The following is a 14275-nucleotide window of genomic DNA, read 5'->3' on the forward strand; positions in this document are numbered from 1 at the left end:
GATAGGAGTGATCAGGTTGAACACGATTAAAATAATGATCGATGGGGTCGAGACAGAAATCGTCAAAGGCACCACCGTGCTGGAAGCAGCCCGTGATCAGGGCATTAATATTCCATCCCTCTGTTATTTGAAGGGGGTTAACCATTCTTCAAGCTGCCGGGTATGCGTGGTTGAAGTCGGGCCGAGGCTTATCGCCTCCTGTACCCTGATTGCAGAAGAGGGCATGAAGATTCTGACGAACACGAAGAAGGTCCGTGATGCACGCCGAACATCTGTAGAGCTGCTGCTGTCCGATCATGACCGGGAATGCCTCAGCTGCTCCCGCGGGGGCGGCTGTGAGCTGCAGACCGTATCGAATGATCTGAATATCCGTAAAGTTACTTATACCGGTGAACAGTCCAGCCGGGAAAAGGACTATTCTTCACCGGCCATTCTTCGTGACGCCTCCAAATGCATCCTCTGCGGACGCTGCGTCGGTGCTTGCGGCACGGTGCAGACAGTAGGCGCCATAGGCTTCGCCAAACGGGGATTTGATACTGTGATTTCCACAGCCTTTGGCCGGTCGCTGGCGGAATCCACCTGTGTCAACTGCGGACAGTGTATTATGGCTTGTCCGGTAGGCGCACTTACAGAGCATGAGAACATCAGTGATGTATGGAATGCTATCGCTGACCCGGCCAAATATGTTGTCGTGCAGACTGCACCAGCCGTACGTGTTGCGCTAGGAGAAGAATTTGGCATGCCGGTCGGCACACGCACTACCGGCAAGATGGTAGCCGCGCTGCGCAGACTGGGGTTCGATAAAGTGTTCGATACGAACTTCGGGGCGGATCTCACCATTATGGAGGAAGGTACCGAGCTGCTCTCCCGGCTCAGCAGCGGACAGAAACTGCCCCTGATGACCTCTTGCTGTCCGGGCTGGGTGAAGTTTATGGAGCATAACTTCCCGGATATGCTGGATAACCTGTCAACCTGTAAATCCCCGCATGAGATGGAAGGGGCTGTGATAAAATCCTATGTTGCAGGGAAGCTCGGTATCGAACCGCAGAATATTGTCGTCGTCTCGATTATGCCATGTACGGCCAAGAAGTTCGAAGGAGCACGGGAAGAGCTGGCTCATGAAAATATGCAGGATGTGGACTGGGTACTGACGACCCGTGAGCTGGCCGCGATGATCAAAGAAGCCGGGATCGACTTTGGGAACCTGAAGGATGAGGCTTTTGACAATCCGTTAGGCATTGGATCCGGTGCAGGAGCAATCTTCGGGACAACCGGAGGTGTAGCTGAGGCGGCCCTCCGTACGGTTTTCGAGCTGACCTCTGGCAAACCGCTCGAAACGATCGAATATACCGTTGTCCGCGGCATGACTGGAATCAAGGAGAATACCATTGAGCTGCCGGATGGTAAGCAGATTCGTACTGCGGTCGTTCACGGCCTCGGCAATGCCCGTAAGTTAATGGAGGCGATGCAGCGGGGGGAGAAAAGCTATGACTTCATGGAAGTGATGGCCTGCGCCGGCGGCTGCATTACCGGAGGCGGCCAGCCGATCGTAGATGCCAAGACCTCCGAGCAGATCGATATCAAAGCCGCACGCGCTAAGGCGATCTATTCCGAAGATGAGGCGCAGACCATCCGCAAATCGCATAACAATCCTTTTATCAAAATGCTGTACGAGGAGTTTCTGGGCGAACCGAATGGTCATCTTGCCCATGAGCTGCTGCATACGCATTATACGGTGCGCTCGAAGTATTAAGGCAGTTGTGTCCGGAGTGGCGAGGTGTCGGTCAGTAATGCTCTGGGCAGATGGTTTTTGTTGGTCGGTTCTGAGGGTAGGTTCTAGGGTTTAGATGCCCATTTTCGGAACTAGAGGTGTTCGTAGCTATTTTGTTTCAGAAAGAGAAGGATCCAATATTTAATTGGAATATCTCCACTTAATCCTTTCATTTTTCAACATTTATGATAATTAAATGGAAAACCTCCACCTAATTAGGCCTATACACCCTTCTGAGAGGCAATTGGATACATTTAAGTGGAGTTTTTCCCACTAGCATACTTATCCGAGTGTTGGACTGAGAAATAAATGGAGAAATTCCTATTCCGGAAAGTAAGATGTTAGGAGGATGGCGAAATTGCGGAAGGATTGGGAACCGGCGGATTTTATCAATGACGCAGAGATATTATCCAGTCTGGAAGAGGCGAAGAGGCTGGCCGGCGAAGAGGCCGTTGTCCGGTCCATTTTAGAGAAAGCCAGGTCCTGCAAGGGATTAACCCACCGGGAAGCTGCAGTACTCCTGGAGGTTAAGGATAAAGAAATTCTAGCAGAGATTTACAGCTCAGCAAGGGTAATTAAGGAGAAAATATACGGTAACAGAATCGTCTTATTTGCTCCTTTGTATATAAGCAATTATTGTGTCAATAACTGCGAATACTGCGGATATAAGCAATCCAATCAGGATTTTGCAAGGCGGAAGCTGAGCAAGGATGAATTGGCGGATGAAGTCCGTGTGCTGCAGGGTCTGGGGCATAAGCGCCTGGTTATTGAAGCGGGTGAAGACCCGGTGCAATGTGACATTGACTATGTTGTAGATGCGATCAAAACGGTGTACTCCGTAAAGGTCGATAATGGCAGCATCCGCCGCGTGAACATCAATATTGCAGCAACCACAATTGAAGACTACCAGAAGCTGAGGGATGCGGAGATAGGGACCTATATTTTATTTCAAGAGACCTATCACAGACCTACCTATGCAGCGCTGCATCACAATGGTCCAAAACGGGATTATGACTGGCATACCACGGCCATGGACCGCGCCCAAATGGGCGGGATCGATGATGTCGGCGTAGGTGTTCTTTACGGTTTATATGACCACAAATATGACACCATTGCGATGTTAATGCATGCAGAACACCTGGAAGAACGGTTCGGGGTCGGCCCGCATACGGTATCCGTTCCCCGATTGCGTGAGGCGGACAATGTAAATTTGAAAACGTATCCATTCCTCGTAAAGGATGAAGATTTCAAGCAGCTGGTTGCCGTTCTGCGGCTGTCCGTTCCTTATGCAGGAATGATCCTTTCCACCCGTGAAGAGCCGTCTTTCCGCGATGAGGTCATTCAGCTCGGGATTTCCCAAGTGAGCGCCGGGTCCAGTACAGGAGTAGGCGGTTATATGGAGGCAAAGCAGGGAACCGCAGGAATGTTCAAGGAAAAACCCCAGTTCGAAGTGGGTGATCATCGTTCGCCTGAAGAAATTATCCGCGGACTTTGCCGGGATGGCTATGTGCCCAGCTATTGCACCGCCTGTTACCGGGAAGGGCGCACCGGCGACCGGTTCATGCGTCTGGCGAAATCGGGGCAGATTCATAACGTGTGCCAGCCGAACTCGCTTTTAACCTTTAAAGAATATTTACTGGATTATGCAGATGAAGAAACCCGCGCACTCGGTGAAGAAATCATCCGCAAAGGGCTCGATGATATTCCCAAGGAAGCCGCACGGAAAATAACTAAAGACCGGCTGCAGCGGCTCGAAAACGGCGAGCGGGATTTGCGTTTTTAATAGACCCATAAGGAGAGATTCGCAATGCAAACCACACCGCAATCTAACAAAATGCATATTGCTGTTTTTGGCCGGAGAAATTCCGGGAAATCCAGTCTGATCAACGGGCTCACCGGGATGCCTTTTCTGGTTGTTAACGACAAGCCGGGAACAACGACCGAACCGGTCTTTCAGGCTTTTGACATCCCGATAGTGGGTCCCGTTATCATCGTAGATACCGCCGGGATTGATGATGATTCCGATCTTGGCCGTTTCCGTGTGCAGAAGACCCGGGAGGTCATGGATCTGACCGATCTAAGCCTGCTGATTTTCTCGGGGGAGGCAGATGACTATAAGCTGGAAAAGGAATGGTATCATGAGCTGGTGAAACGCAACATTCCCGTGATCGGTGTGATTACGAAAGTAGATGATCATTATGTCGATGTGGATCTGTTAAAAACAGAATTGAAGATTCCGTTCGTCAAAATCAGTTCAAAGAAAAATATAAATTTCGGAAGCCTGCGCCATGCGATACGCGATTTTGCCCCTGCCGAATTTGAGCGTGCCAGTATTCTTGGCGATCTGGTGAGCCCGGGCGAAGTCGTAGTGATGGTTATGCCGGAGACGATTCCTGCACCGAAATACCGGTTAGTGTCCTCCCAGCAGCAGATCCTGCGTGATTTACTGGATCATCATGTAATGGCTTTGTCCGTTACTGAGGTTGAACTTCCGACACTACTGATGAACCTCAAAGGGATGCCGGATCTGGTCATCACGGATTCCCAGGTATACGACAGTGTGAGTGAAATTCTTCCGGCCAACGTACCGTTGACCACCTTTGCCATTCTAATGGCACGGTTTAAGGGAGATTTACCGACCTTCGTATCAGGGGCTGAGACGATTTCCAGCCTGCAGCCGGGGGATAAGGTGCTTCTGTCCGAGGCCTGTATCCATCATCCGCATAACGGCGAGATTGACCGTGAACTGGTGAAAACGAAACTGCAGGAAATAGCCGGAGGCAAACTGGAGATCAGAACTAGTGTAGGACCCGACTTCCCGGCCGATCTTTCCGGGTATAAGCTGATTGTGCACTGCGGCGGCTGTATATTTAACCGCAAGCAGCTGATGAACCGGCTGGCAAGCTCGGGAGAACAGCGGGTGCCGATCACGAACTACGGCATTGCCTTTGCTTATTTCAAAGGAATCCTCCCGCGTGTGCTTGAAATTATGCACGTGAATTCATAACTTAAGGAGTCGGCAAAACGATGGAGCAGGCATGCAGAGCATTACGCCGTGAACAGGATGCATTAGGCAACAGGGATATACCGGAGTCCGCGTATTATGGAATTCATACGGCCCGGGCCATGGAGAATTTTCCTGTAAGCGGGCGGGCTGTTAACCCAAATTTGATCCGGAGCCTGGTCACGGTGAAAAAAGCGTCGGCGCTGGCCCACTTGAAGCTGAATACGTATCCTGCGGAGATTGCTTCGGCCATCGTGCAGGCCTGTGATGACATTCAGGCCGGGAATTACTTGGAGCAGTTTACTGTTGATGCATTGCAGGGCGGTGCAGGCACTTCGACCAATATGAATGTTAATGAAGTATTGGCAAACCGGGCAATTGAGCTGCTGGGCGGAGTGCTTGGAGACTACACAGTGGTGCATCCGCTGGATCATGTCAACTGCTGCCAATCCACAAATGATGTCTACCCGACCGCACTGAGAATTGCGGCTATAGGCCTGGTTCGCAGACTGAGTGAAGCGTTCGCTTCCCTTCAGGAGGCTTTGCAGGAGAAGGAGCTTGAATTTGCGGAAGTGCTGAAGCTGGGACGCACGGAACTGATGGATGCGCTGCCGATGACAGCTGGCCAGGGCTTCGGTGCCTACGCCAAAGCAGTCGCGAGAGACCGCTGGCGAATCTATAAAGCAGAGGAACGGCTGCGGGAAATCAATATAGGCGGTACAGCGATCGGCACCGGAATGAATGCGCCGGCCAAGTATACATTCTATATGACCGATCTATTGCAGGATCTGACCGGCTACGGTCTGGCGCGCAGCGAGTTTCCAATGGACCCGACACAGAATATGGATGTGTTCGTTGAAGTCTCCGGCCTGCTGAAAGCAGCCTCTGTGAATCTGCTGAAAATCTCAGGTGATCTCCGTCTGCTTGCAAGCGGACCTGCGGGGGGGCTTGGAGAGCTCAAGCTGCCGGCGGTGCAGGCAGGATCTTCGATCATGCCCGGTAAGATCAATCCGGTAATAGCCGAGATGACCGGACTCGTAGCGATGCGCGTGATTGCCAATGACGCAGCGGTTACGCTGGCTGCTGCCGGCGGACAGCTTGAGCTAAATGCCTTTGTCCCGCTGATTGCGGAATCACTGCTTGAATCGCTGGAGATTCTGGACCATGCCGTCCGGTTATTCGAGGAACGCTGTGTACGGGGTATTCTTGTCAGTGAAGAGCGGTGCAGTGAGCTGCTGGAGAACTCCACAGTGCTTGCTGCCGCATTCATAGGCCATATCGGTTATGAGAAGAGTGCTGAAGTTGCTAAAAGAGCCAGCCGGGAGGGCAAAACGGTACGCCAAGTCCTTGTGGAATCCCGGCTGCTTCCAGAGGAGCAAATTGATCAGATATTGAATCTTAATCAGATAACGAAACCCGGTGTACCCGGCAAATAAACAATACTTGAGTTCATTTAGACTTTGGCACAAGGAGAGAGTAACGTGAGCCTGAACGAATCCCCCCGCGCAAGCCGCCTCCACATCGCTTTGTTCGGCAGGCGCAATGCCGGCAAATCCAGCCTGATCAATGCGCTGGCCAAGCAGGACATTGCCGTCGTGTCTCCAGTGAAAGGGACGACTACGGACCCTGTCTATAAATCGATGGAGCTGCTTCCGCTCGGACCTGTTGTGCTAATAGATACAGCAGGTCTGGATGATGAAGGGGAGCTTGGAGGCCAGCGCAAAAAGAAAACGCTGGAAGTGTTGAACAAAACTGATATTGCCCTGCTGGTTATCGATGCTGATAGCGGTGTGACCTCCTTTGACAAGGAGATTGCCGGACTTATACAGAGCAAAAACATCCCTGTCATTGGGGTATTAAATAAAATGGATTTGTTAACCAGGACGGATGAACGCAATGGCAAAGACCTTGCGGCGCTGGCGAAAATATCGCAAGAGTTGTTGGGATTCCAAGTCATCCCTGCCTCTGCGGCAGAGCAGCAGGGGGTCAGCAAGCTGAGGAAGGCGCTGACTGCTGCAGTTCCGGAGGAGGATGGCCGCTTCCGCATTGTAGGTGACCTTCTGACTCCCGGAGATCTGGTTGTGCTGGTCGTGCCGATTGACAAAGCAGCCCCCAAAGGCAGGCTCATTCTGCCCCAGCAGCAGACCATCCGTGATATTCTGGAGAGCGATGCCATAGCGGTCGTTACCAAGGAACATGAACTGAAGCAAACCCTGGAGAGCCTCGGCAGGAAGCCGCGTTTGGTGATTACAGATTCGCAGGTTTTTCTGAAGGTTGCCGCCGATACACCCAAGGACATTCCGCTTACCTCATTCTCCATCTTGTTCGCCCGGCACAAGGGGAATTTAGAGGAGCTGGTCAGAGGAGCGCGGGCGATTGACCGGCTGCAGGATGGAGACAAGGTACTGATCGCCGAACCCTGTACTCATCACACTCAGCCGGACGATATCGGCAGTGTGAAGCTTCCTCGCTGGATCAGGCAGGCGACTGGCAGGAATATCGAGTTTCATCATGCGAATGGCATGAGCTTCCCGGAAGACGTGAACGATTATGCGCTCATTGTGCATTGCGGCGGCTGTATGATCAACCGCAGGCAGATGCTCTGGCGGATGGAGCAGGCGGCCCTGAACGGCGTGCCCATCGTGAATTACGGCGTGGCCATTGCCCATATGCAGGGTATCCTGGAGCGGGCGATATCCCCGTTTCCGCTTGCGCGTCTGGCTTGGGAGGAAGAGCAAACGGTCAAATGGAGTAGTGAATGTTAGAAATCCGGTTATGGAATCTATAATCTTTGGTTACGTAAAATAAACAAGCCGATTCTGTTCATTAACAGAATCGGCTTGTTAGCTTGCAGAGATTATGATTCGATTAAGCTGCTTATTCAAAATTGTAGAGCCAATCCCAAGCATCTCCAATGGTCTGATCCTGAGATGAATCATCAGAGGAAGATGGGGTGGCAGTGTCCGGTGAAGCTGAAGCCGATCCGCTATCCGTAGCAGCTTGTCCGTTTGCAGGCAATACGCGGCGGACTGTTGTATAGTGGGAATCCCACCATCCGGTATCCAGTGGAGTGATTGTCACTCCATCATCGCCATACGTGTGAAGTATTTTACCGTCGCCCATATATATAGCTACATGGTGAATCGGGGAATAAAAAAATACAAGATCACCAGGCTGCAGTTCATCTCTTGATACGTAGGTTCCAACCGTCGATTGTTGTTTCGAAGAACGGGGCAGGGAGATTCCATGTTGCTTAAAGACAAATTGCGTAAATGAAGAACAGTCGAAAGAACTCGTAATCCCTGATTCAGCCCCGTACTCATAACGAACACCCTGATACTTCAATCCCGTTTCAATAATCTGATCAGCAATGCTGGAAGAGACGGGGCTCGCAGGAGCTGTAGTTGTTGCTGCATAGGCAGTGCTGCTGTTCCCGGTGAATCCGGTTCCGGCAGTTAGTAAGGCTGCTCCTAAACTAATTCCGAGCGTAAAGTTGCGGAAACGTCTTTTGTGAGTTGTATTCATGTGTTACTTCCTGTTGTTGCAGTCTGGTCTATCACCTGAATCAACCCTAACATAGATTTTCTTAACATAAATTGCTAAGGACCGTGATAGCACGGTGCCCGCAAGGCTTTTAAGCCATTTATTAAAAAACGATGACAATCTTGTCATAAGTTTTTGTTGACATGTGTTAATCCTTATTAAAGAGCTCTTTCTGATTGTTCTCGCGGAACCTACGGGGAGATTCTCCAATGACTCTGGTGAAGAGGATGGAAAAATAATTGGGATTGTCGTACCCGACCATTTTGGCGATCTCCCAGACCTTTTTGTTCGTACTGGCGAGCAGTCTCATCGCTTCACCCATACGGCGCTGAATTAAGTAGTTGATCGGTGAAATGCCGAAGTTGTTCTTATAGATGTGCGCCAGATAATACGAGTCGATATGGAAGAGGTGCGCCAGATCCTTAAGCGTCAGCTTGCGTCTGTAGTTCGTATCTAAATATTCTTTGATCTGATTGGCCAGCGGAGCTTTTTCTTCCTTCTCCGTACGGTGCTGAGAAAGAATCATTCGCTCAAGCAGCAGTAGGATAGCTTCTAATAAATGCTGTGAGATCCGTTCATAACCGCTATTGCGCAGTGAAAACTCGCCAAATAACGTACGCATCAGCAGCGACAGCTCATTGGAATAATGGTTCGCACGGATGACCGGCTCCCTGGCCGGATGAATCACCCAGTCGCGCTGCTCGGCAATCGGGGCATTGAAGCGGAACCCGCAATAATAGGTGAACAACGGTTTCTCAGGATCGGACTGCTCCTCATGCAAAATTCCCCGATTATAGATCAGAACATCGCCTTTTCCTGCCGTATAACCTTTGCCGTCGATGACAAACGAACCGATCCCATCCTCGATAAAAATAATTTCATGAAGATCCTCATGTTTATGAAGTGCAAATTTCCACTCCGGGTTATCACTCAGCTTGCCTGCATAGATCAGCTGGCCGTTGTATGCCGAGGAATTATGGTTTAACAAAAAGGTACCGCTGTCCGGCATAGGTCTCCCACTCTCAATCCATCTAAATTGAATAACTATTCTAATGACAAGATATATCATGTTTTATAGAAAGACAACAATAACCTTTATTGTTCCCTGTCCGGTTCATTTGTAAAATTGATTTGAGCAGAAGGGCAGAGATCAAGCGAAGGGATGTGATGAGGTATTGATACCTAACCACGCAGTTCTCCGGCGTACATGGGAAGAAGTGGGATATATCCGCGTACCCAAAGCAGTTCCGTTTTTCTATGTGCTGCGGTATGCAGCTTGGAGGCAGATGGAGTGCCAGCCGCTGACCGGCTCACATTATCATCATCAATCCATCTGGGACATCCGCTCTATGCCGGAGATTTATTCCGCATTCGCCGTAATTCTGAACTCTCCGGCACTCTGGGCAGAATTATGTAAGCCGGAATCCGCGGATGCCCTGGGGCTCTTATCCGTTAACATAAACGGCAGTAGCGTAACCCTTCAAGAGGAGGAGCAAATTGTTGTTCTTGAAGCCAAACTGGCAGAACTGATCATTCTGGACCAGCGCCGTTTCCGGATAATCGGCCAGCATGAGCCGCACTGGCTGCTGCTCGGATATGTTCCCGCTCAGGAGAATAATTCCGGCTTAGTCAAACAGAGGGAACAGGCGTATCTTGCAGGGCAGGCAACACCGGTATTTCTGACGGAGCTTGGACAAAAGCTGCTTGGACTGCATCGATGGTGAACATACAATTTAGTATTGGAGGAATATTAACATGTGGATTTTACTCGGTGTATTGATCTGGTTGTTTTTATGCGGAACGATAGTCGTCACTGCGGGCTATGCTGTATCTGTGGATGAAAAAGAGCAATATATATAATCATTTATGAAAGAGGGTACTATGAAGACTGTCAATGAACGCGGCTTAGTTTTTCCCTTTACCTTTATGGCTTTTTTGCTCGGGACTACCGAGTACATCATTGTGGGCCTGTTATCCGAGATAGCAGCTTCACTCCGGATTACGCTACAAGAGATTTTGCCTCATCACTGAACCCTGTTGCAGCCAATACCGGCATAGCCGGTGGTTCGGCACTTGCGGACTGGTTGTGGGTGCCGGTGGTTTAGCAGCGCTGCCTTGGGCAGCAGCATGTATCGCATTGTCAGCATTTGCGGTAACCTCAATTAGTTACCGACTTAAATTGAAGTCGGCTTCCCGTAAAGTGCATACTGCTGTTACCTAGAATACTTTCTGATGATCGAGGCGAATAAGGATCGCGGATAATCTTATTAAATTCCTGTACAAGGGAGCTTCTACAGCGGGTAACGGCTGCTTGGAAGCTCCCTTATTTTTACTGCTGGAATCTTAATGCAATCTTAATGCCAGGGTCAAAGTTGTAATACTACGCTGATTTTGTGCATGCTATACTAGCTAACAGCAACTCTATTGTCAGAAAGGGGCTTAACATGGCACCTCACCGAACCGGCGCTGCTGTCCTGATGGAGCAGACTTCAGGGAACCCGGCAGAGAAAAAACGCGGCAGGTTAAAAATCTTTTTTGGATATGCCGAGGGGGTTGGCAAGACCTGTGCCATGCTGTATGCCGCTCTTGAGGAGCAGAAGGAGGGTACGGATGTCGTCGCCGGATACATTGAGGCCCATCACCGTCCGGAAACAGCGGCTCTTGCGGATGGTCTGGAACGGCTTCCATTGCTGGGGCTTCCCTCAAAAACAGCCGTAATCCGTGAATTTGATCTGGATCAGGCGATCCGCAGACGGCCGGACCTGATTCTGCTGGATGAACTGGCTCATCATAACGCTGCCGGCTGCCGGCACAAAAAAAGATACCAGGATGTCGAGGAGCTGCTGCGGTCGGGAATTAACGTATATACAACAATCAATGTCCAGCATATAGAAAGCCTGCATGATGTTGTTTCAGCAATTACCGGCAACCCCGTAACTGAACGCATACCGGATAGTGTATTTGACAGTGCGGATCAGATCGAACTCGTCGACATTCCACCCGATGATCTGATTGAACGTCTGAACAAAGGAAAGCTCTATCCTGGTGAGCAGGGGGAAGAGGCGGCCGGATCTCCTGTATTTGTCAAAAACAAGCTAATCGCCTTGCGGGAAATCGCATTACGTTATACCGCGGATCAGCTGAACCGTATCGCTCAGCGATACAGTGAAAGGGCGAATAAGAATACTTATAACACAGCAGATCATATTCTAGTCTGTCTGTCTTCCGCTGCCTCAAGTAAAAAGGTAATCCGCACAGCAGCTAGGATGGCTGAAGCTTTCCGCGGATCTTTTACGGCACTCTATGTAGAAACGCCAAAAACCAAAGACCTCACACCCAAAAGCAAGGCGGAGCTCAGAGAAAATCTGCGGCTCGCCGAACAGCTTGGTGCGCAGCTTGCCACGGTATATGGTGAAGATGTCTCTGGTCAGATTGCGGAATATGCCAAATCAAGCCGGGTCACCAAGATTGTGATCGGCCGTTCCCAGAGCAGTAAAAAAAGATGGCTCACTAAAACCAGTCTGGTAGATAAGCTGACTGCGCTGGCACCAAATATTGATATACACATTATTCCCGATACCCAACCGGCTCCCTATAACAGATTTCCGGCCTATGTGAAGCCGCGCCTCTCACTGGCAGACACCTTGAAGACGATCGGGATTCTGACGGTTTGCACCTTAATCGGACTGTGGTTTCAATTTCTAGGATTCCGGGAAGCGAATATCATTACGGTGTACATTTTGGGAGTTCTGCTGAATGCTATGGTTACCAGCGGCAGGCTTTACAGTGCGATAACTTCGATCTTAAGCGTGCTTGTCTTCAACTTTTTCTTCACTAAGCCTTATTTCTCTTTAGAAGCGCATGATTCCGGGTATCCGGTTACCTTTCTGGTCATGCTGCTGGCTTCTATTATAAGCAGTACACTTACCATGCGGATCAAGGAACAGGCGCGCCAATCTGCGCAAAAAGCGTACCGGACTGAAGTACTCTTAGAGACAAGCCGTAAGCTGCAGCAGGCGGAGGGTGCCCCGGCGATCGTCAATGAAACTGCAATCCAAATGGTGAAGCTGCTGGACCGGACGGTCATATTCTACCCCGTGGAGCAGGACAACTTAGCCGAGCCGCTTATTTTTCCAAAGTTAGAATCAGCGGTAAATCCCCGGGCATATACCGGTGTGAACGAATGGGCTGTTGCAGATTGGGTGTACAAGAACAATAAGCGGGCCGGAGCAACCACGGATACCTTTTCGGCTGCCAGTTGTCTGTACCATGCCGTCCGTGGCGGGGATACCGTATTCGCAGTAGCTGCCATTGTGATGGACCAGGAAGAGCCATTGGAAATTTTCGAGAAAAGCCTTATGATTGCCATGCTCGGAGAATGTGCGCTCGCACTGGAGAAAGAGCTGCTGAATGAGCGGCAAAAGGAAATCTCGCTGCAAATCCAGCAGGAACAGCTGCGCGCCAATCTGCTGCGGGGGATCTCCCATGATCTGCGTACGCCGCTTACCAGTATTTCCGGTAATGCCGGAATTCTTATGGGAAACTCTATGGTGTTGAGCGAGGAACAGAAAACAGGCTTGTACACGGATATATATGACGACTCCATGTGGCTGATCAACCTGGTGGAGAATTTACTGTCCATTACGCGGATTGACAATGGCAGCTTAAATCTGAATTTTCAGGCGGAGCTGCTGGAAGAGGTTATTGCTGAAGCGCTGATGCATGTTAACCGCAACAGTGTAGAGCACACTATTCAAACGATGCTGGAAGATGAGCTGCTAATGGCCAAAATGGATTCCCGGCTGATTGTTCAGGTTCTCATTAATTTAGTGGACAACGCAATCAAATATACTCAAGCCGGTTCGAAAATCATTGTGTCGGCGAGACGCGAACAACAACGGGTAAGGGTCGAAATATCCGATAACGGCCCCGGGATATCTGAGGAAGCCAAGAGCAAGCTGTTTGATATGTTTTATACGGCAGACAATCAACGCGGAGACAGCCGCCGCGGCTTGGGGCTGGGGCTGTCACTGTGCAAATCGATAGTGCATGCTCATGGAGGTACAATTGAAGTAAAGAATAATGTTCCGCAGGGCACGGTGTTCAGCTTCACCCTGCAGGCTGAGGAGGTGAATGTTCATGAATAAACCATTGATTCTTGTTGTAGAGGATGACAAGCCGATCCGCAAGCTGATTACGACCACGCTGGAGACACAAGGCTACAAATATCATACAGCTGAGACCGGCGAAGCATCGATCTTAGAGGCGGTGTCCCATCAGCCGGATATAATGATTCTGGATTTGGGGCTGCCGGATATGGATGGTGTGGACATTATCAAAAAAGTCCGGTCCTGGTCGAATATTCCCATTATTGTTGTCAGCGCACGCAGCGAGGACCGTGACAAAATTGATGCACTGGATGCAGGTGCAGATGATTATCTGACAAAACCGTTCAGTGTGGAGGAGCTGCTCGCCCGGCTGCGGGTCAGTCTGCGGCGTATCCGCTATGACAGTGACAAGCTGCAGAAGGATGCGTCGGTTTTTACCAACGGGAATTTAAAAATCGATTATGCCGCAGGCTGCGTATGGATGGAACAGGAAGAAATCCACCTGACCCCGATTGAATATAAGCTGCTGTGTCTGCTGGCCAAGAACGCAGGCAAAGTATTGACGCATAATTATATCCTGAAGGAAATCTGGGGCAGTCACACCTATGATATCCCTGCCCTGCGTGTATTTATGGCGACTCTGCGCAAAAAAATCGAAAAATCACCTTCGCAGTCTAAGATCATCCAGACCCACATCGGAGTCGGCTACAGGATGCTGCAGGCAGGAGAAGATAGCAGAGTTATCTGATTTTTTCAAAATTAATATCAATATGAGATGAGCCATGTTCTTCCGGGAGCATGGTTTTTTTGCTGTTGCTTCATCTCTTAATGCAATCTATATTCCCTCGC

General features: G+C 50.1%; 10 protein-coding genes and 1 pseudogene. 9 read left to right on the plus strand and 2 right to left on the minus strand.

All coding sequences use genetic code 11. From position 1 onward, the window contains the following. Positions 1-7 precede the first annotated feature (7 nt). The 5 genes from QU597_RS14200 (at position 8) to hydF (QU597_RS14220) (ending at position 7540) form a co-directional block, all read left to right on the plus strand. Complete coding sequence (locus QU597_RS14200; protein WP_310833317.1) at positions 8-1753, plus strand: NADH-dependent [FeFe] hydrogenase, group A6; 1746 nt, start codon at positions 8-10, stop codon at positions 1751-1753. A 367-nt stretch (positions 1754-2120) separates the two neighbouring features. After that, positions 2121-3554 (plus strand): [FeFe] hydrogenase H-cluster radical SAM maturase HydG, encoded by a 1434-nt coding sequence (hydG, locus tag QU597_RS14205; protein ID WP_310828611.1) that lies wholly within the window; start codon positions 2121-2123, stop codon positions 3552-3554. 24 nt (positions 3555-3578) lie between these two features. Continuing rightward, a complete protein-coding gene (gene hydF / locus QU597_RS14210; protein ID WP_310828612.1) occupies positions 3579-4778 on the plus strand; it encodes a [FeFe] hydrogenase H-cluster maturation GTPase HydF in 1200 nt (399 codons plus the stop codon). Positions 4779-4798: 20 nt separating this feature from the next. Further along, positions 4799-6211, plus strand: a complete 1413-nt coding sequence (locus tag QU597_RS14215; protein ID WP_310828613.1) for an aspartate ammonia-lyase — start codon at positions 4799-4801, stop codon at positions 6209-6211. A 45-nt stretch (positions 6212-6256) separates the two neighbouring features. Next, the gene (gene hydF, locus QU597_RS14220; protein WP_310828614.1) at positions 6257-7540 is read left to right on the plus strand and encodes a [FeFe] hydrogenase H-cluster maturation GTPase HydF; all 1284 of its coding nucleotides are present in this window, start codon (positions 6257-6259) and stop codon (positions 7538-7540) included. Positions 7541-7790: 250 nt separating this feature from the next. Here the strand turns inward: hydF (QU597_RS14220) and QU597_RS14225 are convergent. Both QU597_RS14225 and QU597_RS14230 read right to left on the minus strand, forming a co-directional pair. Continuing rightward, a pseudogene (locus QU597_RS14225) lies at positions 7791-8300 on the minus strand (C40 family peptidase); the annotation flags it as partial. Between the two features lie 166 nt (positions 8301-8466). Continuing rightward, positions 8467-9327, minus strand: a complete 861-nt coding sequence (locus tag QU597_RS14230) for a helix-turn-helix transcriptional regulator (RefSeq protein ID WP_310828615.1) — start codon at positions 9325-9327, stop codon at positions 8467-8469. 166 nt (positions 9328-9493) lie between these two features. Here QU597_RS14230 and QU597_RS14235 point away from each other — a divergent pair, with 166 nt between their 5' ends. The 4 genes from QU597_RS14235 to QU597_RS14250 all read left to right on the plus strand — a co-directional run bounded on the left by QU597_RS14235 (position 9494) and on the right by QU597_RS14250 (position 14174). Then, the gene (locus QU597_RS14235; RefSeq protein ID WP_310828616.1) at positions 9494-10042 is read left to right on the plus strand and encodes a hypothetical protein; all 549 of its coding nucleotides are present in this window, start codon (positions 9494-9496) and stop codon (positions 10040-10042) included. A 157-nt stretch (positions 10043-10199) separates the two neighbouring features. After that, entirely contained in the window at positions 10200-10349 is a 150-nt protein-coding gene (locus tag QU597_RS14240) for a hypothetical protein (RefSeq protein WP_310828617.1), read from the plus strand. 413 nt (positions 10350-10762) lie between these two features. After that, the gene (locus QU597_RS14245) at positions 10763-13465 is read left to right on the plus strand and encodes an ATP-binding protein (protein ID WP_310828618.1); all 2703 of its coding nucleotides are present in this window, start codon (positions 10763-10765) and stop codon (positions 13463-13465) included. Then, positions 13458-14174 (plus strand): response regulator, encoded by a 717-nt coding sequence (locus QU597_RS14250; RefSeq protein ID WP_206104797.1) that lies wholly within the window; start codon positions 13458-13460, stop codon positions 14172-14174. Before QU597_RS14245 ends, QU597_RS14250 begins: the two co-directional genes overlap by 8 nt. The last annotated feature ends 101 nt before the right edge of the window (positions 14175-14275 follow it).

This window comes from Paenibacillus pedocola, assembly GCF_031599675.1.
GTDB classification, from domain to species: domain Bacteria; phylum Bacillota; class Bacilli; order Paenibacillales; family Paenibacillaceae; genus Paenibacillus_AQ; species Paenibacillus_AQ pedocola.